General features: G+C 35.9%; 24 protein-coding genes. 20 read left to right on the top strand and 4 right to left on the bottom strand.

The genetic code is table 11. The annotated features are described in order from the left end of the window. Nucleotides 1-100: 100 nt before the first annotated feature. The gene (locus NKR20_RS16340; protein ID WP_253427639.1) at nt 101-1,009 is read right to left on the bottom strand and encodes a LysR family transcriptional regulator; all 909 of its coding nucleotides are present in this window, start codon (nt 1,007-1,009) and stop codon (nt 101-103) included. Between the two features lie 590 nt (nt 1,010-1,599). Here NKR20_RS16340 and NKR20_RS16335 point away from each other — a divergent pair. The 5 genes from NKR20_RS16335 (at nt 1,600) to NKR20_RS16315 (ending at nt 6,375) form a co-directional block, all read left to right on the top strand. Continuing rightward, on the top strand, nt 1,600-2,829 hold the full coding sequence (locus NKR20_RS16335) for an ABC transporter substrate-binding protein (RefSeq protein ID WP_121214338.1): 1,230 nt from the start codon (nt 1,600-1,602) through the stop codon (nt 2,827-2,829). Nucleotides 2,830-2,908: 79 nt separating this feature from the next. Then, entirely contained in the window at nt 2,909-3,790 is an 882-nt protein-coding gene (locus NKR20_RS16330; RefSeq protein ID WP_121214337.1) for a branched-chain amino acid ABC transporter permease, read from the top strand. An 11-nt stretch (nt 3,791-3,801) separates the two neighbouring features. Then, on the top strand, nt 3,802-4,857 hold the full coding sequence (locus NKR20_RS16325) for a branched-chain amino acid ABC transporter permease (protein WP_121214336.1): 1,056 nt from the start codon (nt 3,802-3,804) through the stop codon (nt 4,855-4,857). Then, nucleotides 4,854-5,651, top strand: a complete 798-nt coding sequence (locus tag NKR20_RS16320) for an ABC transporter ATP-binding protein (protein ID WP_121214335.1) — start codon at nt 4,854-4,856, stop codon at nt 5,649-5,651. Before NKR20_RS16325 ends, NKR20_RS16320 begins: the two co-directional genes overlap by 4 nt. Then, nucleotides 5,644-6,375, top strand: a complete 732-nt coding sequence (locus NKR20_RS16315) for an ABC transporter ATP-binding protein (RefSeq protein ID WP_121214334.1) — start codon at nt 5,644-5,646, stop codon at nt 6,373-6,375. The genes NKR20_RS16320 and NKR20_RS16315 overlap by 8 nt, the downstream gene beginning before the upstream one ends. Nucleotides 6,376-6,529: 154 nt before the next feature. Here NKR20_RS16315 and NKR20_RS16310 read toward each other — a convergent pair whose 3' ends face one another. Further along, on the bottom strand, nt 6,530-6,955 hold the full coding sequence (locus NKR20_RS16310; RefSeq protein WP_121214333.1) for a PaaI family thioesterase: 426 nt from the start codon (nt 6,953-6,955) through the stop codon (nt 6,530-6,532). Nucleotides 6,956-7,379: 424 nt separating this feature from the next. Here NKR20_RS16310 and NKR20_RS16305 point away from each other — a divergent pair, with 424 nt between their 5' ends. The 14 genes from NKR20_RS16305 to NKR20_RS16240 all read left to right on the top strand — a co-directional run bounded on the left by NKR20_RS16305 (nt 7,380) and on the right by NKR20_RS16240 (nt 19,110). After that, nucleotides 7,380-8,714: a phenylacetate--CoA ligase family protein gene (locus tag NKR20_RS16305; protein ID WP_253427636.1), complete on the top strand. Its 1,335-nt coding sequence runs from the start codon at nt 7,380-7,382 to the stop codon at nt 8,712-8,714. Beyond that, nucleotides 8,711-9,721, top strand: a complete 1,011-nt coding sequence (locus NKR20_RS16300) for an NAD(P)/FAD-dependent oxidoreductase (protein WP_253427634.1) — start codon at nt 8,711-8,713, stop codon at nt 9,719-9,721. Before NKR20_RS16305 ends, NKR20_RS16300 begins: the two co-directional genes overlap by 4 nt. A gap of 27 nt (nt 9,722-9,748) precedes the next feature. Further along, nucleotides 9,749-9,988, top strand: a complete 240-nt coding sequence (locus tag NKR20_RS16295) for a ferredoxin (protein ID WP_121214330.1) — start codon at nt 9,749-9,751, stop codon at nt 9,986-9,988. A 77-nt stretch (nt 9,989-10,065) separates the two neighbouring features. Then, nucleotides 10,066-11,016, top strand: coding sequence for a 1,2-phenylacetyl-CoA epoxidase subunit PaaA (gene paaA / locus NKR20_RS16290; protein ID WP_121214329.1), 951 nt, complete (start codon nt 10,066-10,068; stop codon nt 11,014-11,016). Between the two features lie 13 nt (nt 11,017-11,029). Next, nucleotides 11,030-11,377 (top strand): 1,2-phenylacetyl-CoA epoxidase subunit PaaB, encoded by a 348-nt coding sequence (paaB, locus tag NKR20_RS16285; RefSeq protein WP_121214328.1) that lies wholly within the window; start codon nt 11,030-11,032, stop codon nt 11,375-11,377. Then, nucleotides 11,374-12,162, top strand: coding sequence for a 1,2-phenylacetyl-CoA epoxidase subunit PaaC (gene paaC, locus NKR20_RS16280; protein WP_253427632.1), 789 nt, complete (start codon nt 11,374-11,376; stop codon nt 12,160-12,162). The genes paaB and paaC overlap by 4 nt, the downstream gene beginning before the upstream one ends. 15 nt (nt 12,163-12,177) lie before the next feature. Beyond that, the gene (gene paaD / locus NKR20_RS16275; protein WP_253427630.1) at nt 12,178-12,672 is read left to right on the top strand and encodes a 1,2-phenylacetyl-CoA epoxidase subunit PaaD; all 495 of its coding nucleotides are present in this window, start codon (nt 12,178-12,180) and stop codon (nt 12,670-12,672) included. Nucleotides 12,673-12,689: 17 nt separating this feature from the next. Then, the gene (locus NKR20_RS16270) at nt 12,690-12,992 is read left to right on the top strand and encodes an EthD family reductase (protein ID WP_121214325.1); all 303 of its coding nucleotides are present in this window, start codon (nt 12,690-12,692) and stop codon (nt 12,990-12,992) included. Then, complete coding sequence (locus tag NKR20_RS16265) at nt 12,992-13,765, top strand: enoyl-CoA hydratase/isomerase family protein (protein ID WP_253427629.1); 774 nt, start codon at nt 12,992-12,994, stop codon at nt 13,763-13,765. Before NKR20_RS16270 ends, NKR20_RS16265 begins: the two co-directional genes overlap by 1 nt. Before the next feature lies 1 nt (nt 13,766). Beyond that, on the top strand, nt 13,767-14,540 hold the full coding sequence (locus NKR20_RS16260) for an enoyl-CoA hydratase-related protein (RefSeq protein WP_121214323.1): 774 nt from the start codon (nt 13,767-13,769) through the stop codon (nt 14,538-14,540). A 12-nt stretch (nt 14,541-14,552) separates the two neighbouring features. Continuing rightward, nucleotides 14,553-16,058, top strand: a complete 1,506-nt coding sequence (locus NKR20_RS16255; protein ID WP_121214322.1) for an aldehyde dehydrogenase family protein — start codon at nt 14,553-14,555, stop codon at nt 16,056-16,058. 119 nt (nt 16,059-16,177) lie between these two features. After that, nucleotides 16,178-17,053 (top strand): 3-hydroxyacyl-CoA dehydrogenase, encoded by an 876-nt coding sequence (locus NKR20_RS16250; RefSeq protein ID WP_253427627.1) that lies wholly within the window; start codon nt 16,178-16,180, stop codon nt 17,051-17,053. Next, nucleotides 17,050-18,255, top strand: a complete 1,206-nt coding sequence (gene pcaF, locus NKR20_RS16245) for a 3-oxoadipyl-CoA thiolase (protein WP_121214320.1) — start codon at nt 17,050-17,052, stop codon at nt 18,253-18,255. Before NKR20_RS16250 ends, pcaF begins: the two co-directional genes overlap by 4 nt. A gap of 78 nt (nt 18,256-18,333) precedes the next feature. Then, on the top strand, nt 18,334-19,110 hold the full coding sequence (locus NKR20_RS16240) for an enoyl-CoA hydratase-related protein (protein ID WP_253427625.1): 777 nt from the start codon (nt 18,334-18,336) through the stop codon (nt 19,108-19,110). 88 nt (nt 19,111-19,198) lie between these two features. On the opposite strand, the gene NKR20_RS16235 is transcribed toward NKR20_RS16240, so the two are convergent. Continuing rightward, a complete protein-coding gene (locus tag NKR20_RS16235) occupies nt 19,199-19,714 on the bottom strand; it encodes a gamma carbonic anhydrase family protein (protein WP_253427623.1) in 516 nt (171 codons plus the stop codon). Nucleotides 19,715-19,766: 52 nt separating this feature from the next. Here NKR20_RS16235 and NKR20_RS16230 point away from each other — a divergent pair, with 52 nt between their 5' ends. Beyond that, a complete protein-coding gene (locus tag NKR20_RS16230) occupies nt 19,767-20,756 on the top strand; it encodes an NAD(P)H-dependent flavin oxidoreductase (RefSeq protein ID WP_281272151.1) in 990 nt (329 codons plus the stop codon). 18 nt (nt 20,757-20,774) lie between these two features. On the opposite strand, the gene paaX is transcribed toward NKR20_RS16230, so the two are convergent. Next, entirely contained in the window at nt 20,775-21,644 is an 870-nt protein-coding gene (gene paaX, locus NKR20_RS16225; RefSeq protein ID WP_121214349.1) for a phenylacetic acid degradation operon negative regulatory protein PaaX, read from the bottom strand. Between the last annotated feature and the right edge of the window lie 194 nt (nt 21,645-21,838).

Genomic DNA, 21,838 nt, shown 5'->3' with positions numbered 1-21,838 from the left:
GGATTCTTAACGTCTCATAGGTGTTTTTTATTTGTGATAAATGGGGCTCATTTGTAAGTGACCTACCGCTAATGGGAGCCCCGTAATTATCTGAAGGGAATTATAATGTAACAATATCTTTCTCCATGTCCGCTGTTGTTGCATTGTTAAACATACCAATAAAATTACGAGCGTTTTTGGATAAATAGCGGTTTTTGGGCCAAATAATAGTAGCCTGAGATTGAATATTACAATCTACAAATTCAAGAATTTTAATTCCGTTAGTACTAAGCTTATCCAAACTGTTGCGCGGTAAAATGGTTACTCCCAAACCTTCTTTGATGAGGGTTACAATCATAGCTAAATCAATACAATCGCAAATAATATTAGGTGTAAAACCATGTCTTCTAAATTCATCAATGATGATTTTATACGTGTTACATTTTCGATGTCGGTAAAAAGATAAGAATGGTATATCTTTTAAGCTTTTCATTTCAATTGGGCCATCTAATTGCCACTTATCGGGTGTTACTAAAACGTATTGTTCAGCAGGTAATATCATTGAATCGAAGCGCTCATCTTCTATAGGATGCTGAATAATAGCAACATCAATTTCTTTTCGATCTAAGCTTTCTGTTAAAGCAAAGGTATCTCCTTCATTTAATTTGAAGCGTAAGTCGGGATATTCGTTATTCATACTTACAATTTTATCAGTTATATAGTTTTGGCAAGTTTGATCAACGCCGATTGACAGAAGTCCTTTTATCCCTTTGCCAACTTCTTTTACTTCAAATATTGTTTCTTCAAAATTAGCCAATAATGATTTGGCTTTTTTGTAGAGGATACTTCCGGATTCAGTGAGTATCATATTACGTCCATTTCGATCGAATAACTGACACCCAAGCTCTGATTCTATTAATTTTAACTGATAACTTAGGGGAGGTTGTGCCATATGTAACTTCTTAGCAGCCTTTGTAATTTGACCTTCCTCAACAATTGTGACAAAGTACTTCAATTGTCTTAAATCCATTGGGCTCCTCCTTAATCTATACCTTTTTCATTCAGTATTCTGAAAATTACATATTTAATATGTATGATATCATATTTTATTACATTTTAATATATAACATTTTATTGTTTGTAGTTTATTTTTTGTAATTAATAAGAGTTGGTTTAATTTGTTAAAGTGTTAGAAAAATAAAGAATCCTTTTAAACGTTGATTTTATTGGTTTTATACGATTTTAATTGGTTATTCTGACAGTGCTTAAAATATACTAATCCACAATTATATAACTGTATTTATTTATAACGATGAGAAATGTCTTATACTTTTTTTGTATATAATCTATACAAAATGAATTTTTTAAGTATTTAAAATATTTAGTAAAACATGTTAATCTTCTAAATAAGCTAGCAATATTTATGGAATATCTACAATTTAACCGAAAAATTCTTACTAATGTATGATATTTCTATTTTAGTGCTAGTTTGTTGCTCAGTACAAAAAGAAAAGGCTGTTTTTGTTTTTGTATTGGGGAGCAAATTTCCGTAAGCGATTATTTAGAAAAGGGGCTAATAATTGCTTACAAAAAAATTAGAGAAATAAGGGGTGTTTTGTAGTGAAAAAAGTATTCTTATCTCTGTTTGTACTGATGACTATGCTATTTTTAGCAGCATGTAATTCAGACAATGCATCAGAAACAAAAGAAACTTCAACAGAACCTGCAAAAGAAGATTCAGCTACAACTGAACCTAGTGGTGACGGTGAACCTATTAAAATCGTAGGTATCTTCTCATCATCTGGTGGAGCTGCGGCACTTGGGGAACCAGAACTAGAAACAATTAAAATGTTAGTAGAAGAGAAGAATGCTGCAGGTGGTATTAATGGTCAACAAATCGAGTTAATTACTTACGATGATAAGTCAGACCAAAACCAAGCAATCTTAGCAATGAAAAAAGCGCTTACACAAGATGAAGCAACAGTTGTAATCGGTGGAACAATAAGTGGAAATGCTCTTGCAATGTTACCACTTGCAGAACAATATGAAACTCCATATATTTCACTTGCTGCAAGTAAGCAAGTTTATGTCGATGAAAGTGGAAATGCTCGTAAATGGGTATTTAAAATGCCACAAGATGATCAATTAGCAGTTGAGCGTATTTTACAATACTTAAAAGATAAAAACTTAACGAAAGTTGCATGGTTAAATGTTGCAAACTCATACGGTACAGGTGGACATGATGAGTTTAAAAAGTATGCACCTGAATACGGAATCGAAGCAGTTATTGAAGATGAGTTCGAAGCAACAGTAAATGATGCAAAACCATTATTAACTCGTGTTAAAAAAGAAAATCCTGATGCGATTATCGTATGGGGTACAGTACAAGAATCTGCTGTAGTTATTAAAAATATCCGTGAGTTAGCATTAGAAGCACCAATTTTAGCGAGTCACGGTATTGCAACAGAACAATTTATTGAAGTAGCAGGTGATGCTGCTAATGATGTAATCTTACCAACTGGTAAATTACTTGTTGCAAATAGTTTAGAAGATTCAAATCCACAAAAAGATGTGCTAGTAAGTTATAGCAAACAATATACAGACAAATATAATAAACCAGCTAGTACATTCGGTACGTATGCAGCAGATGGATTCAATATCGCTGTTAAGGCAATTGAGTCTAAAGGTACTGACCGTGCAGCGATTCGTGACTTTATTGAAAATGAATTAGGTGAGTACATTGGTGTTACAGGTATCTTTAACATTACACCTGATAATCACATGGGTCTTGCTCCAGATAGTTTTGAAATGGTACGTATTCAAAATGGTGAATGGGTACTTGAAAAATAATATGTAAGTGACTAATGAGCATTGAAGTAACATCCAATGCTCATTATTTTTCAAATTTTTTTGATGGAGGGGGATCCTAATGGAATTACTATCTCAAATGATGCAACTGCTATTTTCAGGGCTAACACTTGGAGCAATTTACGCACTAATAGCAGTTGGCTTCGTTGTGATTTATAACGTTACCGGTATATTAAATTTTGCCCAGGGTGAATTTGCAATGCTAGGGGCACTGACTTGTATTTCGCTGGTTAATAACAATGTACCTTTATGGTTAGCGATTATCCTTAGTATTGTCATTGTTGCGGCGATCGGAGGGATATTCGAAAGAACGGCTCTTCATACAGCGAGGAAGTCATCGGTAACCACTTTAATTATTATTACAATTGGTGTTTCCATTGTGCTACGTGGGGCAGCCATTCTTATTTGGGGTACACAGGTACAAACATTACCTCCATTTACAGATAACACGCCAATTACAATTTTAGATGCAGTGTTGTTGCCACAAAATATTTGGGCTGTAGGTATATCGATTGTCATATTAATTTTAATGATGTATTTCTTCAATTACACATTTGTAGGGAAATCTCTTACTGCTTGTGTAGTAAATCCATTTGCGGCACGTTTAATGGGGATTAACCCTGAAAAGATGTCTTTATTTGCGGTTATCGTAAGTGCTGGTGTCGGTGCATTAGCAGGAACAGTTATCGCGCCAATTTCAGGTGCAACTTATGATATGGGGATGATGCTAGGGATTAAGGCATTCGTAGCAGCGGTAATTGGTGGTTTAACGAACGCACCAGCAGCAATAGCAGGAGCATTTTTAATTGGAATTCTTGAAGCGTTTACTGAAGGGTTATGGTCTTCAGGATTAAAAGATGTTGTCACATTCACATTCTTATTGCTTATTCTGTTCGTTAAGCCAGAGGGACTATTTGCAAAGGCTTCTGGAAAACGTGTATAGGGGGATTCATAATGAATAGTAAAAGTTTGAAGTTAATTTATAACAATAGTATTTTGGGTCCCATTATCTTATTTGCTGTGTTGTTTTGTATTCCCTTAGTTTCTTCATCCAATTATTTATTTTCTATTTTAACGATGATTGGTTTTTATGCGCTTGTTTGTATTGGTCTTACAACTTTAACAGGATATGCAGGACAAATATCTTTAGGGCATGCAGCATTTTATGGGATTGGGGCGTATTCCTCAGCGGTATTAACAAGTACTTATGGGTTAAATCCATGGATTGCAATTATTATAGGTGCCTTAATCTCAGCAGTAGTAGCTTTAATTGTAGGTATTCCAACATTTAAATTAAAGGGTTACTATCTAGCGCTTGCTACTCTTGGGTTTGGTATCATCGTTTATACATTATTTAAAGAGTTTAGTTCTATTACAGGAGGCTCTAATGGTTTCTTTGGAATTCCACCAATTAGTCTCTTTGGCTATGAGTTTATTACGGATAAAAGTTATTTTTATTTAATTTGGGTCTTTGTTTTCTTTGCAATATTATTTACACGTAATATTATTCATTCTCGAATCGGACGTGGATTAAGATCAATCGAAGGTAGCGAAATAGCAGCAGATGCTGTAGGTGTTAATTTAATGAATTATAAACTACAAATCTTTGTATTAAGTGCTATTTTTGCATCCGTTTCTGGTTCACTGCTTGCTCATTACGTATCATTTATTAATCCAGATTTATTTGTAGCGAATACATCTATTTTCTTCTTAATCATGGTTATCATGGGTGGAAAAGGAAATATATGGGGTTCCATTGTAGGAGCAGCTATGTATGTATTACTTGATGAAATTTTAAAACATTATGTACCTTTGCTTTTACCGAATGTAGGTGGACAATTTGAAATTGTATTCTTTGGTATTTTGTTAGTGTTGACATTAATCTATATGCCTGATGGTTTAGTACCGAGATTTGAAAAACTGATGTCTAAATTTAAGAAAAAGACGCCAACAAATGGCGCATTACAATCTACTATTTCAGTAAATGCGACTGGAGGCGACAACAAATGAGTAACAAAAGACCAATTCTAAGTGTAGAAAATTTAACAAAGGTTTTTGGTGGTGTTGTTGCCGTAGATAATGTCTCCTTTACAGTAGAAGAAGGAGAAATTTTTGCAGTTATCGGGCCGAATGGTGCAGGGAAGTCAACCCTGTTTAATATGATTACTGGGGTGTTGCCAAGTTCTTCAGGCAATATTTACTTCCAGGAGAAGCGTTTAAATCGCAAAAAGCCTTATCAAATAGCTCAAATGGGAATTACACGTACTTTTCAAAACTTAGAAGTATTTGACAACATGACGGTGATTGAAAACGTTATGACAGGCGCTCATATAACAATGAAAACAAATATTTTGACCGCGGGATTAAGGTTACCAAGTGTTAGAAATGAAGAGGTTAAAACAATGGAACGTGCAATGGAGGCATTAGAAGCTGTTGGGATAAGTGATTTAGCTTATGAAATAGCAGATCGTTTACCTTATGGTAGTCAACGCCTTCTTGAAATTGCACGTGCAGCAATCTCAAATCCAAAGTTAATACTACTTGATGAACCAATGGCAGGTTTAAACTCGGAAGAATCTAGACAATTAGTTGAAGTTATTTTAAAAATGAGAGAGCAAGGAATGACCTTCTTATTTGTTGAGCACGATATGGAAACTGTTATGTCTATTTCTGACTCTATCGTTGTTATTGATAATGGGGTAAAGATTGGTGAAGGAACACCAGAAGAAATCTACCAAAATCCACAAGTTGTTGCTGCCTACCTAGGGGATGAAGAGGAAGAAGGTGTAGAAGCATATGCTTAAAGTTACTGATTTACACACACATCATGGCTATTTACACGTGTTAAATGGTATCAATTTTGAGCTTTCTGAAGGGGAGTTATTAGCAATTGTCGGTTCGAATGGAGCCGGAAAAAGTACACTGCTTGGAACGTTAGCAGGTGTATATCGACCAAGTAGTGGATCAATAGAGTATAAGGGGAAAGACATTACGAAGCAGAACGTTCAAAAAATGGTATCTTCCGGTATATGCTTGGTACCAGAACGTAGACAAATTTTCTCTTCACTTTCCGTAAAAGATAATTTAATGCTTGGAGCATATCATCGTTATCGTCGTGACCATAAGAAAGTTCACGATGAATACGAAGAAGTATTAGAACTATTTCCACGTTTGAAAACGATGTTAAATCGACCGGGTGGATTATTATCAGGTGGAGAGCAGCAAATGTTAGCAATTGGTCGTGGATTAATGGCGAATCCAAAAGTACTTATGTTAGATGAGCCTTCCCTAGGATTAGCACCACTAATTGTGAAAGATATTATGCAGATTTTGAGAAAACTTTGCGATGAACGTGGAGCGACAATTATTCTAGTAGAACAAAATGTAAAGGCTGCTCTAAAAGTAGCAGATCGAGGCTGTGTATTAGCTCATGGTCAAATTGTGATTTCTGGAACTTCTCAGGAGTTATTAAACGACCCGAAAGTACAAGAAGCATACTTTGGTAAAATGGAAGCTGCAAAAGTATAAATATAAAAATGAACTTAGTCGACGCTAAGTTCATTTTTTATTTTAATGAGTGTAATAAAAAAGATGACTTTCCAATGGGGAAAGCCATCATATGAATTTAATTATAATTATTTGTAATTTTATCCCCTTTGTATTCCATACCATCCTAAAGCAATTATTCTTTCACAAAATACTCGCTTTTAACGTAAACCATTGCCTCCATTGTAGCGACTAACTCATCTTCACTAAACACTTTAATCGAATACCATGCCAACTTTCTTGTACGTCTAACTTCCTTTGCCTCGGCTCGTAACAGTTTATTTGGGAATGCAGCTGAGAGATAGTTAATATTATTATTAACGCCAACAGCAATTTGACCGTAAGAGTTACTTGCAGCAGCAAATACGAAGTCTGCTATTGAAAAAATAACCCCTCCATGTACAGTGCCGTGCGAATTTAACATATTCTCCGTAGGCATAACCTCTGCAACAGCACAACCATCTTCAGCTGAAATTAATTTGAATCCTAAAAAATTTGCATACGGCTCAGCTTGAAGTGTTTTAAAGATTATTTCTTTACGCGTACTCAAGTTATTTGCCATCAAAATCCCCCTTTGTAAAAGTATATAAAAAATAATACGGTGGTGGATAAATATGAAATACATTTTAAATGTATCATTGATCATATCTAGGCGCAAAGAAAAATAAAAGAATAGTAAGGTTTCTTTGTTTTGAGTTAGAGAGTATAGGATATATATAAATTACATAAAGAATCTATACATTATTAGTATTATGCCTGTACATAGATGTATTGTATAATAAATGATTTTAAACAAGATTATGAAAATAATTGAAAAACTAACTTATAAGAGAAAATTTTCGTAATTTTGAAGAAAAATATTCAAAATTTATTGACAACTCTATGTAAATATTTTATTCTTTGAGAACAGAACGAAAAAAATACGTTCCGCAATAAAAGTGTTATATAAAGGGGTAAACACTTTAAAAATCAAAGGGGGGGCAATGATGTATTCACCTGAAATCGAAACATTGTCTAGGGAGAAAATGCAAGAACTTCAACTTTCTCGTCTTAAAGGTACTGTTGAAAGGGTTTACAATAACGTGCCATTTTACAAGCAAAAGTTAGATGAACTGGGGATAAAACCTTCAGACATTAAAACAATTGAAGATGTCAGAAAATTGCCGTTTACAGTGAAAAAAGATTTAAGGGATCAATATCCATTTGGATTATTTGCAGTGCCACAAAAGGATATTGTACGAATACATGGTTCGTCCGGAACAAGTGGCAAACCAACAGTTGTAGGTTATACAAAAAATGATATTGAGAATTGGTCAGATCTAATTGCACGTGCTGTTGTAACGGCTGGCGGTTCTCCAGAAGATATATTCCATAATGCATATGGATATGGATTATTTACAGGAGGTATAGGATTCCATCATGGAGTTGAAAAGTTAGGTGCTGCAGTTGTACCGATTTCCGGTGGGAACACAGACCGTCAAGTTACATTAATAAATGACTTTAAACCTAGGGGTATTGGTGGAACACCTTCTTACATTTTAAACATCGCAGAAAAACTAGAAGAACTAGGAATTGCGCCAGAAGATAATGGTTTAGAATACGGTATTTTTGGTGCAGAACCATGGTCAGAAGAAATGCGTAAAAATATAGAGAAAAAACTTGGCATTAAAGCGATGGATGTTTACGGATTAAGTGAAGTGATGGGTCCAGGTGTTGGAATTGAGTGTTACGAAGCACAGGATGGTCTGCACCTAGCTGAGGATCATTTCATCTTTGAAGTAATCAATCCGGATACTTTACAACCTGTAGCTGATGGGGAAGATGGAGAATTAGTAATTACATGTATAACAAAAGAAGCATTGCCATTACTTCGTTATCGTACAGGTGATATTACTTCAATTACTAGAGAAAAATGTAAATGTGGTCGTACTACAGCAAGAATGGCGCGAGTAAAGGGACGTACAGACGATATGATCATTATTCGTGGGGTAAACGTATTCCCTTCTGAAATTGAGCGTGAGCTACTAAAAGTGAATGAATTTGCACCATATTACCAAATTCACCTATGGAAAAAAGGAAATATGGATGCTCTTGAAGTAAGAGTAGAGCTTACACCAAGCATCTATCAATCTATTGAAGGAAATTTAGAAAGCGATGCAGTTAAGAAACTGAAAAAACAAGTTCAGCATGATTTGAAAAATGCTTGTTTAGTTTCGGTAGAAGTAACAATTCAACAACCATTAAGTGTACCTAGATCAGAAGGGAAAGCTGTTCGTGTTGTTGATCATCGTAAGGAACTTGTTGAGGAGGCGGTAAGATGACAAATCTACCAATAATAGACGTTACAATTATTGGTGGTGGACCTGTCGGGATGTTTTCGGCATTCTATGGTGGAATGCGCGGAATGAGCGTTAAGATTATTGAAAGCTTACCGCAATTGGGTGGACAGTTGTCTGCCCTCTATCCTGAAAAATATATTTATGATATTGCTGGTTTCCCAGAAGTAAAAGCTCAACAGTTAATTGATAACTTAGAAAAACAAATGAAGACGTTTCCAGTAGACGTTTGTTTAGGTGAAAGTGTTCAAACAGTTGAAAAAAATGAAGAGGGCATTTTTGTTATAAAAACGAACGTAAATATACATTATTCAAAAACTATTTTAATTACTGCAGGAAATGGTGCTTTTAATCCACGTCCTCTTGGAATAGAGCGTGAAGATGAATTCAAAAATAAGAATTTACATTATTTCGTAAATAATTTAGAAAAATTCCGTAATAAAAACGTCATGATCCTAGGTGGAGGAGACTCAGCAGTGGATTGGGCCTTAATGCTAGAACCAGTCGCAAGTAAAGTAACATTAGTTCATCGCCGTGATAAGTTCCGTGCCCATGAACATAGTGTGGAAAAATTACTTGCTTCAAAAGTTGAAGTGTTAACGCCTTACGTTCCAAGCAAATTGATTGGTACAGATAAAATTGACCAAGTGGTTTTAAACCATGCGAAAGATGAAAGCCAAACATTATTAAAAGATGTTGATGATGTAATTGTTAATTTTGGTTTTGTTTCAACATTAGGACCAATTAAGGATTGGGGTCTAAAAATTGAGAAAAATTCTATTGTTGTTAATTCACGGATGGAAACGAATATAGCAGGTATATTTGCAGCAGGAGATATTTGTACGTATGAAGGAAAAATTAAATTAATTGCAACTGGATTTGGTGAAGCACCAGCTGCAATAAGTAATGCAAAAGTATACATTGACCCATCCTCAAAAGTGCAGCCTTTACACAGCACTAGCATAATGGAAAATAAAAAACAATTCGTGTAATTGATTCATATATTAGGAGGGGATCAAATGGCAAAATACACTCGAATTAATCAAGAGACATGTATCGCATGTGGTTCTTGTGGTGCCTGTGCGCCAGAAATCTTTGACTATAATGATGAAGGTATTGCGTTCGTACTGCTAGATGATAATCAAGGAATCGAAGAAGTACCAGAAGACCTTTATGATGATTTAGAGGATGCAGTGAGCGGTTGCCCAACAGATTCTATTAAAGTATCTAGTCAACCGATTGAATTACAAGAAATTTAGTTAAATATTTTTTTGGTCATTAATATAACTGAAATTGAGTGTTTGTTGATAAATATGTTATATAGGAGGGTGTAAAAATGACAGCTGATGTATTGTTGGAAAAAGATTTACAAGCTCAATTTGAAGAGCGAATTGCTAGAGGTGACAAAATCGAGGCAGATGATTGGATGCCAGAAGAGTATCGTTTAGCATTGATTAAATTAATTTCAATGCACGGTATTAGTGAGATTATGGGTGCATTACCTGAAAAAGAATGGGTACCAAAAGCACCAACGCTTTATCGTAAGCTAGGAATCATGGCGAAAGTGCAAGATGAAATGGGTCACGGTCAGCTATTACTTCGTGTAGCAGAAGATTTAATTAAGCCATTAGGTAAAAATCGTGAGGACTTAATGCAAGACCTATTTGCTGGACGTTTAAAATTCCATAACGTATTCCATATGGCAACAAAATCCTGGGGTGATGCAGGACTAATTGGTTGGTTAGTAGATGGTGCAGCAATCATCACACAAACAAATATGTTAAATGCATCCTATGCTCCTTATGCACGTGCACTTCAACGTATTTGTGCAGAAGAAGTATTCCACGCTCAACATGGTGAAGCAATTATTTTAGCTCTTGCAGAAGGTACACCGGAACAAAAAGAGATGGTTCAAGATGCCTTAAATCGTTGGTGGGAAGCATTATTATTCTTCTTTGGACCACCATCAAGCGATACAACTGGTTCTACAAAACAAGATATTACAATCAAATATAAAATCCGAATTAATACAAACGAAGAATTACGTCAAGGGTTCTTATCAAAATATGTTCCACGTATTAAATCAATCGGGTTAACAATTCCAGATCCAACATTACGTTTTGATGAAGAAACTGAAAAATGGATTTATCAACAACCAAATTGGGAGAACTTCAAGAAAATTCAACGTAATGAAGGACCAAAATCACAAGAACGCTTAAAACTTCGCCGTACTTCTTATGATGATAATGCATGGGTAAGAGAAGCATTAAGTGCTCGAATCGGATAAGGGGGAAATAAAGATGGGTAACGAATCATTCTATCAAGAATTTGAAGTGTTTAGTCGTCGTACAAAAACATCACCGTTCCAACATCAATTTAGCTTGTTAGCACCAAATGAAGACATTGCGATTGTAATGGCACAAGAAAATTTTATGCGCCGTGAACCGGTTGCTGATATATGGGTAGTTAAACGTGATAACATCCGCGGATTAAACCAAGAAGAACGTCAAATGGTTGAGCGTTTAGATAACAAAGACTATCGATTAACAAAAGGTTATGGTTATTTACGTAAAAAGTGGCGCCAATATGAACAAGGTATGTTTGACGAAAAAGAAATTTTATCTTGGGCTGGGGGTCAGAAAAAATGACACAAAAATACGAGAATCCAGTAGTGGAACTATTATTCCAATTAGCAGATGATGATTATCTATTTTCATATCGTGGTTCAGAATGGTTAGGATTAGCACCACATATCGAAGAAGACGTAGCATTTTCTTCTATTACACAAGATACAATGGGTCACGCAACAGTATACTATCGTTTACTTGAAGGGTTAGGTTTAGGTGTAGCTGATACACTTGCACATATGCGTCCTGCAACTGAACGTAAAAATAGTATTTTAGTAGAGCGTCCAAATGGTGAAGGGGTTTATATGGAAACTCCACGCTATGATTGGGCATACGCAGTGGCGAGAAGCTATATTTATACAACAGCTAAAAAGATTAAGATAGATTCTCTAAAATCAAGTTCTGACCAATCTTTAGCAGAAGCAGCAGTGAAAATTAGTATGGAATTATACTATCACTTACTTCACTGGAAAACTTGGTTTGTACAATTATTTAATTCAACAGAAGATGCTCGCAATCGTATGACAAAAGCTCTAGAAAAAGTAATTGCTGATTGCGGCGATTTATTCTCATATGGTGATGCAGCTACGGAAATTACAAATGCTAGTTTAATTGAATCAGAACAAGTTCTATTAAATCGTTGGACTGAATATGTTAAACCAGTGTTTGAAACTATTAAAGTTGCTGTTCCAACATTCGGTAAGCCAGAACGTAATGGGCGTAACGGAGAACATACAAAAGAACTACAATATGCTATTAACACAATGTCCGAGGTATATCGAACAGACTTAACAGCAGCTTGGTAAGGAGGAGGGGAAAGAATGACAGCTGTAGATACTAAAGATCGAATCTATCAAGTGCTTGACACGATAAAAGATCCCGAAATTGATACGGTGAGTATTCTTGATTTAGGGATGGTAGAGCAAGTAGAAATAGATGGTCAGCATGTCACGATAAAAATGCTACCAACGTTTTCTGGCTGTCCTGCACTAAACATAATCCAAGGAAATATCGAACGTGCTGTCAAAACGGTTGAGAATGTAGATTCTGTGGAAGTTCAATTTATTTTCAACCCTCCTTGGACTTCCGACAGAATCACTGAAAAGGGAAAAGAAGGACTGAAGCAATTTGGTATTGCTCCACCACCAAAATACTTAGAAGAAGACGGCTCATGGCACGTAAACTGTCCATATTGTAATTCCGAATATGTAACGATGGAAAACTTATTCGGACCTACTGCATGTCGTAGTATTTTATATTGCAAAAGTTGTAAAAACCCATTTGAAGCTATGAAGCCTATATCAACATTAATGTAAAAAAAGGAGAGTTAATTATGGCTAAATTAATCGCACTTTATAGACAGCCACAAGACCCGGCGGCATTTGATCAACACTATTTCGAGGTACATGCACCAATTACTAAAAAAATTCCTGGGCTACGTGAAATGAAAGTAACAAAGTTTTCAGGAACACCTATGGGAAAAGAATCCCCTTATTATCTAATGTGTGAAATGATTTATGACAGCATGGAAGATCTAAAAAATGGTATGCGCTCGGAAGAAGGGAAAGCATCTGGTAAAGATTTAATGAGCTTTGCTGGAGATATCGTTACATTAATGATTGGTGAAGATGCTTAATGGCATTTGAATTCATTGAAACTTCCAAGCAATCTACTATTGGTTTAATAGAGTTAAATCGACCAAAACAATATAATGCATTGAATCGTACAATGGTGCGCGAAATTGTTGAAGCATTAGAAAGTTTTGATCGTGATGAAGATATCCGTGTCATCGTATTGTCAGGTCGTGGGAATGCTTTTTCAGCTGGAGCCGATATTGATGAGATGGCGTATGATGACACGGTTAAACTTGAACTATTAAATCAATTTGCAGATTGGGATCGAATTTCTTTAATCAAAAAACCAATTATTGGAGCAGTTCAAGGTTTTGTATTTGGCGGTGGTTTTGAACTTGCATTAAGTTGTGACATGCTAATCGCTGCAGAGGGAACTGAGTTTAGTTTTCCTGAAGTGACTCTTGGTGTTATGCCGGGTGCAGGAGGAACTCAGAGACTTACAAAACTTGTTGGACGTACAAAAGCTTTAGAATGGATTTGGACTGGAAATCGAATTAAAGCAAAAGAAGCGCTTCAATATGGTGTCATCAATAAAATCGTACAACGAGAAGTATTGATGGAAGAAACGTTGAAAATTGCAAGCTCAATTAGTAATCAACCACCACTTGCTATACGTTTAATTAAAGAATCGGTAAGTAAAGCGGTTGATTATTCATTATATGAAGGTATGCAGTACGAACGGAAAAACTTCTATTTACTATTCTCATCAGAAGATCAAAAAGAAGGTATGCAAGCCTTTGTAGAAAAGCGCAAACCACAGTTTAAGGGGCGATAACATGTACGAAACAATCGAATATGTGGTAGCTAACAATGTCTGTACGATTCTATTAAATCGTCCAGATTCTCTAAACGCTTTTACAGCGGACATGAATCGAGAAATTACAAAGGCTATAAAGCAAGCTGAAAAAGATTCAAATGTACGTTGTATCGTTATAAAAGGAGCAGGGAAAGGTTTTTGTTCTGGACAAGACTTATCCGTTGTAGATGAATCCATGGATCACGGAGAAGTGTTAACTACTTTATATGGTCCAATGATGAAACAAATCTACAATTGCGAAAAACCTATTGTAGCTGGTGTACATGGGGCAGCAGCAGGAGCAGGTTTTAGTTTAGCCCTTGCATGTGATTTTAGAATTATGGCAGAGAAATCCTTTTTCTTAAATGCCTTTGTTCATGTGGGACTGATACCGGACTCTGGAAATCTATACTTCTTAAAACAACTTGTTGGTAACGCAAAAGCATTAGAAATCTCAGTTTTGGGAGAGCGCATTTTACCACATGATGCTTTAGCTTTAGGTTTAGCTACAAAAGTTGTTGCAAATGACAAGTTTGATGAAGAGGTTGCTTTATTTGCTGAGAATATTGCCAATCTTCCAACGAAGGCTATTTCATTAATGAAACGCACATTACGTGCGGCAGAAGAGTTACCTTTTGAAGAATTTTTAGCATATGAAGCACAAGGACAACGAATTGCAGGTTTAACAAGAGACCATCGAGAAGGTGTTCAAGCGTTCACAGAAAAAAGAAAACCTATTTTTGTAGGCGAATAAAGGAGAGATAGTATGTCAACTGTAGAAGAGAAGGTTACATTAAAACGTGAATATTACCATCTAATTATTAATGGAGAAAAAGTAGAAAGTAGTAATGGTGGAACAATTGAAACTTTTAATCCTGCAACAGGTGAATTAATTGCAAAAGTTGCTAAAGCGACGAAAGAAGATGCGGAACGTGCAGTACAAGCGGCACGCGAGGCTTTTGATAATGGGAAGTGGAGAAAGTATCCAGTATCTCGTCGTGCACAAGTATTAAATAAAATTGCTGCAATTATGCGTTCTCGTTTTAATGAGCTTGTAGAACTTGAAGTTTTAGATACTGGGAAATCTTTAAGTGCAGCACAAGGTCAAGTACATCAAGCGATTGAAGACTTTGAGTTTTATGCAGCCGCTGCAGTTGGACATAGAGGTGTAGTAAACAACTTACCTGGCCAATTCAGTAACTATACTGAAAAAGAAGCGGTTGGTGTATGTGCTCAAATTATTCCTTGGAACTATCCTTTAATGATGGCAGCTTGGAAAATTGCTCCTGCGATTGCAGTAGGTTGTTCTGTAGTCGTAAAACCTGCATCATTAACACCATTAACAGCAATCATCCTAGGTGAAATTTGCCTTGAAGCAGGTGTTCCAGCTGGGGTTGTAAATATTGTACCTGGTTCAGGTTCAGAAGTTGGTAACTACTTAGTAGAACATAAACTAGTAGATAAAGTGGCATTCACAGGATCTACGCCTATTGGTAAAGATATTATGAGAAAAGCTTCTGATACATTAAAACGCGTTACATTAGAGCTAGGTGGTAAATCTCCAAATCTAGTATTTGAAGATGCTGATATTGATGCTGCAGTAGATGGTTCATTATATGGAATTTTCTATAATTCAGGTCAATCATGTGAAGCTCGTTCACGCTTATATATTCAAGAAAGCATTTATGATGAGTTCATGGAGAAATTTGTTGCTAAAGCAAAGCAAATTAAACTTGGTGATCCATTTAGTAAAGAAACACATATGGGTGCAATCATCGACCAAGCTCAAGTTGATGTAATTGATGGATATGTGCAATCTGCTAAAGAAGAAGGAGCAACAATTCTACTTGGTGGTAAAGTAGCAAATGTTGAAGGTTACGAAAATGGTTTCTGGTACGAGCCTACAATCATTACAGATGTAACACAAGAAATGAAAGTAGTTCAAGAAGAGATTTTTGGACCAGTTGTTGTCGTAAGTAAATTTAAAGATGAAAAAGAAGCTATTCATTTAGCAAATGATACAGAATTCGGACTAGGTTCTGCTGTTTGGTCAAAAGACGGCGCACGTGCGACACGAGTAGCAAACGCAATCGAAGCAGGTATTGTAATGGTAAACTGTCCATTCTCTGCAATGCCAGGTACACCATTTGGTGGTTACAAACAATCAGGATTTGGCCGTGAACTTTGTATTGAAACTCTAGATTTATATACAGAAACAAAGAGTATTATCTCTTATTACGGTAATCGTCCATTAAATCCACTTGGCCTATAAAAAATGAAAAAGAATAGGGGATTGTTCTCCTATTCTTCTATTTTTTCATTTGCTAAGTGTTTCAAAGACTTATCTCCAAAACATTTACTATAAGTTTTCCAACTAGTGGGAGGATTATTATGAAAGTAAAACATATATCAATAATTGGTTCTGGTGTTATGGGTCGAGGAATTGCATATGTATCCGCAATCGGTGGATTTACAACTACGTTAATTGATGTAAATGGTCAAGCATTGCAAAGTGCAGAAAAAGAGATTAACAGTATTTTTGAAAAAGGACTTAAACGCGGAAAATTGACTGAGCAAGAAGCTGCTTTAGGACAAGCGAAACTATCTTATACTACGAACCTTGCTGAAGGGGTAAGTAACGCAGATTTAATTATCGAAGCGGTGCCTGAAAAAAGGGACATAAAGAAGTCTGTATTTGAGCAGATGGAAAAGTATGCTCCATCTACTTGCCATTTTGCAACAAATACATCTACAATGAGCCCTACTGAAATCGCTTCTTATGCAGGGCGTCCGGAACGTACGATTGCAATGCATTTCTTTAACCCTGTTCATCGAATGAAGCTAGTTGAAATTGTGCGCGGATTAGAAACAAACGATGAAACTGCACAACTTATTCGAGAAGTTGCTGAACAAATGGGGAAAGAAACTGTGGTTATTAATGAATTCCCTGGTTTTGTAACAAGTCGTATTAGCGCACTTGTTGGAAATGAAGCATTTTATATGCTACAAGAAGGACTAGGAACACCTGAGGAAATCGATAAAGCGATTAAATTAGGATTAAATTATCCAATGGGTCCATTTGAATTAGTAGATTTAGTAGGGTTAGATGTTCGCTTAAATAACTTACGTTACTTACACGAAAAATTAGGAGAAAAATATAGACCAGCACCGCTTTTAGAGCAGTATGTACAAGCAGGTCGACTTGGCCGTAAAAGTGGACGTGGTGTTTATGACTATACAGACGATAAAGAGTTGGTGAAAAAATGAATGAAGTAGTTATTGTTGATGCAGTTAGAACTCCAATAGGTCGATATAAAGGTGCGTTAAAATCTGTAAGACCAGATGATTTAGGTGCAATTGTTATTAAGGCGTTAATTGAACGTAATCCGAATGTTCCAGTGGATCAAATAGAAGATGTTGTGTTAGGAAATGCCAACCAAGCCGGTGAAGATAACCGTGACGTAGCGAGGATGTCTGCTTTACTTGCAGGGTTACCTATTGAAGTGGGTGGTACAACGATAAATCGACTTTGTGGTTCTGGTATGGATGCTGTTCATTATGCAGCACGTGCCATTATGGCTGGTGAAGGGGAAATTTTCATTGCGGGTGGTACGGAAAGTATGACTCGTGCACCTTTTGTAATGGCAAAGGCGGAAAGTGATTTTCCACGAGGCGATTTAAAAATGTTTGATACAACAATTGGCTGGCGTTTTACAAATCCAAAATTGCATGAGATGTATGGTTCTGACTCAATGCCACAAACAGCTGAAAATGTAGCACAAAGATATCAAATTAGTCGTGAAGAACAGGATCAATTCGCCTTTGAAAGCCAACAACGTGCAAAAAGGGCGATTGAAGAAAATCGTTTCAAAGAGGAAATCGTACCTGTTGAAATTAAAGATAGAAAAGGCAATGTAACAATTGTGGATAAAGATGAACATCCACGTCCTGACACAACCCTTGAAAAATTGGCGCAATTACGTCCAATTTTTGATGGTGGCACGGTTACAGCAGGGAATGCATCAGGTGTAAACGATGGTGCCTCTGCATTATTACTCATGAGTGCATCCAAAGCGAAAGAGTTAGGGCTTAAACCATTAGCGAAATATGTAACGGGTGCAATTGCTGGTTTGGAACCTGCAGTAATGGGATTAGGTCCAATTGACGCTTCACGTAAAGCATTAAAACGTGCAGGACTTTCCGTAGCAGATATTGGCTTAGTTGAAATTAATGAAGCTTTTGCATCTCAATCAATCGAATGTGTTAAACAACTAGAATTAGATAGTTCTAAGGTTAACGTGAATGGTGGGGCAATTGCTTTTGGTCATCCATTAGGTGCAAGTGGAGCTCGTATTTTGACGACATTAATCTATGAAATGCAAAAACGTGACGTACAATACGGATTAGCGACAATGTGTATCGGTGTTGGACAAGGCATTGCAACAATTATCGAAAAGGTTGAACAATAATTGTAAGAGTTGTCCCAAAACGTAAATTTTTGAGACAGCTCTTTTCCGCATAAGTCAGTATTAGTAGGGAGGATTTTAATGTCAGTTGTCTTATTCGAAGTAAAAAATCATATTGCTTACGTGACGGTCAATCGTCCCGAAGTATTAAACTGTTTTAATTACGAAACGTTATCAAGTTTACAAGAAACAGTGGATGAAATTGCGAAAAATAATGATATTCGGGTAGTCATCTTCACAGGTGCTGGGACGAAAGCATTTAGTGCAGGTGCAGATTTAAAGGAACGAAAAATGTTAAATGATGAACAAGTAAGACGTAACGTAAAAGCGATTCGTGACGTGTTTAATAGCATTGCTGAATTACCTCAACCAACGATTGCTGCAGTAAATGGGCATGCGCTTGGTGGTGGTTTTGAATGGTTATTGGCATGTGATTTTGCAATTGCTGCTGAGCATGCGAAACTGGGCCTTACTGAAACAAGTTGGGCGATTATTCCAGGTGCAGGTGGAACACAGCGTTTGCCACGCTTAATTGGTGAAATGAAAGCAAAAGAAATGATATTTACAGCGAAAAAATTAACTGCTGAAGAAGCACTAGCAGAGGGCATTGTGTTAAAAGTAGTGCCAGCGGAAGAAGTAATTTCAGCAAGTGAAGAATTGGCAAAGGCAATTATGAAAAATGGTCCTATTGCTGTGCGACAAGCAAAATATGCGATTACAAAGGGTATGAATACGGATTTAGCTACAGGTTTAAAAATTGAAACGGAAGCTTATGAAGTGGTAATACCGACAAAAGATCGAATAGAAGCTTTACAGGCGTTTAATGAAAAAAGAGAGCCGAAATTTTTAGGTGAATAAAACACGCTATTATAATAGTAGAAACTAATATAAAAATAATAGAATCAGAAACTAAATAGCGTGTTTCTGATTCTAACCTGATACATATTTACTTATTGAATACTTGTTTATATTGAATTCCTTTTTGTACATATGTATCAATTGAAAGTTGAATAAGCTCTAAATCTTTTTCATTTATTTGACGCACGACTTTACCTGGAGATCCAACAACGAGGGAACGAGGTGGTATTTTAGTTCCTTGTGTAAGTAATGTATTTGCCCCAATGATGCATTCTTCACCAATTTCAACATGATCTAAAATAACAGAACCCATTCCAATGATAGAGCGATTTCCAATTTTACAACCATGTAATACGACTTGGTGACCAACTGTTACTTCATCCCCAATGATGACAGGTGCACCTTCAAAATGGTGGATTGTTGAATTATCTTGTATACTGCATCTTTCGCCTATTTGAATGAGATCTTCATCACCGCGAAGGACGGCATTGAACCAAATTGTAGATTGAGCGCCTATTTTTACATCCCCAATAATATAGGCTCCAGGTGCAACAAATACTGTTTCATCCACAATTGGTTTTTTGTCTAGATAAGGTACAAGCATTTCAACATCCCCTTTTTTAATATTTTAATTATTCCAAAAATAGTATATCATAATTTTAAGTGAGGTGCATTCTATGAAACGTTTATGTAGATTACTAAATATCGAATATCCTATTATTCAAGGCGGTATGGGTAATATAAGTAATGCAACAATTACATCCGCTGTTAGTAACGCTGGTGGTCTTGGAACAATTGGTAGTGGCGTAATGACACCAGAAGAAGTAGAAAAATTAATCGTTGAGACTAAAAGTAAAACATCAAAACCATTTGCTATTAATATTCCAATAAACGTGAATCCACATTCGAAAGAATTAGTAGATTTAGCAATCAAACAACAGGTACCAGTTGTTTCACTATCAGCAGGCAATCCAGCAGCATTTATTGATAAACTACATGATGCTGGGATTAAAGTGATTGTAGTAGTGGCTGCAGTTAAGCATGCACAAAAAGCGGAGGCAGCAGGTGCAGATGTACTTGTGGCAGAAGGATTTGAAGCTGCAGGTATCAATTCAAATTTAGAACTTACAACGATGACACTTATTCCTCAAATTACAAAAGCGGTCTCTATCCCTGTTGTTGCCGCTGGGGGAGTGGGAGATGGTCGTGGTTTGGCAGCTGCATTGATGTTAGGTGCTTCAGGTGTACAAATGGGCACACGGTTTATCGCAACTCAAGAAATGCCAGTACATGCTTATTATAAAGAAAGACTATTAAAAGCAAGTGATCAGGAGACGATGGTTCTAGGTCGTTCAGTAAACCAGGTGCGTAGAGTGTTACGAGATACTTATGCTAAAAATATTTTGGAACAAGAAAAAGCTGGTATCACGTTAGAAGAGTATAATGAAAAAACAAGTGAACCTTATCACATTAAAGGGGCAATTGAAGGAAATGGTGAAGAAGGTTATATGAATAGTGGTCAAATAGCCGGTTTAATTAACCATTTGCCAACAGTTGAAGAATTAATACAAGATATAATGAAAGAAATGCGCGAACAGTTAGCAGTTGTGTATAATGAATATAATGTAGAAGAGGCTTCCATTTAAAGAAGCCTCTTTTTTTCGTTAACTTTTTAAGTCTGTCATATATGGATGATGTTGAACATCATATAAAGAATCTTTTTTCTGTAAATCATTATCTTTTTCAAATATCTGTTCGAAAAAGCGACTAGCTGGTTCCGCTAAAATTTTGTAATACTGTTTGAATAATAAAGCAGCGTGGTTACCACTCCACATTTGAGGGAGTAATTCATTTGGGAGGCCAGGGTCAATAAAGAGGAATTTACGGTATTCATGAACAAGTTTAGAACGTTCTACAAAACATTCTGCATCTGTCATTTCACCTTGAGCAATAATACTCTGATGAATAATAAATTTTTTACTGTATTCATCAATAAATTCTTCGTAACGCTTTTCAATACTTTCTAAATCCCAACTTTTCCTAACTAGTAATTGCTCATCTTTAGGTCCAAAATAATCAGCGACAAAAAATTCAACATAATCTTCAATGCCGTATTTTTGAATAAGGATTTTTACTTCATTTACAAGATTATTTGGTGTTATCCAACAACCGTTAGAAAATGAACCAAAACCACTCCAATGTAATTCGCGTCGTAGTTCATCACGAATATGACGATCCTCTTCTGGAATTGTATACATTAAGATAAGCCATTTACCATCCCATTTAGTCGATTTCAATTTAAAAATACGATTACCTGCTTCTTGAATCCGTTGTTCTCCGCGTTTTGTTAAGAAGTAATAGCTTTTATTACTTTTCTTTTCAGAACTTAGCCATCCTTGTTTCACCATACGTGAAACAGCTACGCGAACGGTTTGTTCATTATGTCCAAATTCCTTTAATAATCGAATTAAGCTGCCGATCCATATTTTTGAACCGTAGTGACAAATATAATCACCAAAGAGTGTAAATATCATTGATTGTGCTTTCAAATAAAAGTACTCCTTTCTTTGGAAAGTCGTTATTATAATGAATCTATATAAAAGGGGCTAGTTTATTAGTAAAAGTAGTAAAGAATATACTTATTACTAGGATACCATTTTCTGAAAAATGAATCAAAATGTATATTTTTTATCATTAAGCTAGGATTTCTTGTAAAAAAGAAGTACAA

This window comes from Ureibacillus endophyticus (assembly GCF_024159215.1).
Taxonomy (GTDB): domain Bacteria; phylum Bacillota; class Bacilli; order Bacillales_A; family Planococcaceae; genus Ureibacillus; species Ureibacillus endophyticus.
Note: the sequence above shows the minus strand (reverse complement) of the source record. Positions and strands in the feature narration are given on the sequence as shown.

Excerpts from the sequence above, each read along its gene's own strand:
- NKR20_RS16340 (WP_253427639.1), bottom strand. The coding sequence starts at position 1,009 with ATGGATTTAAGACAATTGAAGTACTTTGTCACAATTGTTGAGGAAGGT.
- NKR20_RS16330 (WP_121214337.1), top strand. The coding sequence starts at position 2,909 with ATGGAATTACTATCTCAAATGATGCAACTGCTATTTTCAGGGCTAACA.
- NKR20_RS16325 (WP_121214336.1), top strand. The coding sequence starts at position 3,802 with ATGAATAGTAAAAGTTTGAAGTTAATTTATAACAATAGTATTTTGGGT.
- NKR20_RS16320 (WP_121214335.1), top strand. The coding sequence starts at position 4,854 with ATGAGTAACAAAAGACCAATTCTAAGTGTAGAAAATTTAACAAAGGTT.
- NKR20_RS16315 (WP_121214334.1), top strand. The coding sequence starts at position 5,644 with ATGCTTAAAGTTACTGATTTACACACACATCATGGCTATTTACACGTG.
- NKR20_RS16310 (WP_121214333.1), bottom strand. The coding sequence starts at position 6,955 with ATGGCAAATAACTTGAGTACGCGTAAAGAAATAATCTTTAAAACACTT.
- NKR20_RS16305 (WP_253427636.1), top strand. The coding sequence starts at position 7,380 with ATGTATTCACCTGAAATCGAAACATTGTCTAGGGAGAAAATGCAAGAA.
- NKR20_RS16300 (WP_253427634.1), top strand. The coding sequence starts at position 8,711 with ATGACAAATCTACCAATAATAGACGTTACAATTATTGGTGGTGGACCT.
- NKR20_RS16295 (WP_121214330.1), top strand. The coding sequence starts at position 9,749 with ATGGCAAAATACACTCGAATTAATCAAGAGACATGTATCGCATGTGGT.
- paaA (WP_121214329.1), top strand. The coding sequence starts at position 10,066 with ATGACAGCTGATGTATTGTTGGAAAAAGATTTACAAGCTCAATTTGAA.
- paaB (WP_121214328.1), top strand. The coding sequence starts at position 11,030 with ATGGGTAACGAATCATTCTATCAAGAATTTGAAGTGTTTAGTCGTCGT.
- paaC (WP_253427632.1), top strand. The coding sequence starts at position 11,374 with ATGACACAAAAATACGAGAATCCAGTAGTGGAACTATTATTCCAATTA.
- paaD (WP_253427630.1), top strand. The coding sequence starts at position 12,178 with ATGACAGCTGTAGATACTAAAGATCGAATCTATCAAGTGCTTGACACG.
- NKR20_RS16270 (WP_121214325.1), top strand. The coding sequence starts at position 12,690 with ATGGCTAAATTAATCGCACTTTATAGACAGCCACAAGACCCGGCGGCA.
- NKR20_RS16265 (WP_253427629.1), top strand. The coding sequence starts at position 12,992 with ATGGCATTTGAATTCATTGAAACTTCCAAGCAATCTACTATTGGTTTA.
- NKR20_RS16260 (WP_121214323.1), top strand. The coding sequence starts at position 13,767 with ATGTACGAAACAATCGAATATGTGGTAGCTAACAATGTCTGTACGATT.
- NKR20_RS16255 (WP_121214322.1), top strand. The coding sequence starts at position 14,553 with ATGTCAACTGTAGAAGAGAAGGTTACATTAAAACGTGAATATTACCAT.
- NKR20_RS16250 (WP_253427627.1), top strand. The coding sequence starts at position 16,178 with ATGAAAGTAAAACATATATCAATAATTGGTTCTGGTGTTATGGGTCGA.
- pcaF (WP_121214320.1), top strand. The coding sequence starts at position 17,050 with ATGAATGAAGTAGTTATTGTTGATGCAGTTAGAACTCCAATAGGTCGA.
- NKR20_RS16240 (WP_253427625.1), top strand. The coding sequence starts at position 18,334 with ATGTCAGTTGTCTTATTCGAAGTAAAAAATCATATTGCTTACGTGACG.
- NKR20_RS16235 (WP_253427623.1), bottom strand. The coding sequence starts at position 19,714 with ATGCTTGTACCTTATCTAGACAAAAAACCAATTGTGGATGAAACAGTA.
- paaX (WP_121214349.1), bottom strand. The coding sequence starts at position 21,644 with ATGATATTTACACTCTTTGGTGATTATATTTGTCACTACGGTTCAAAA.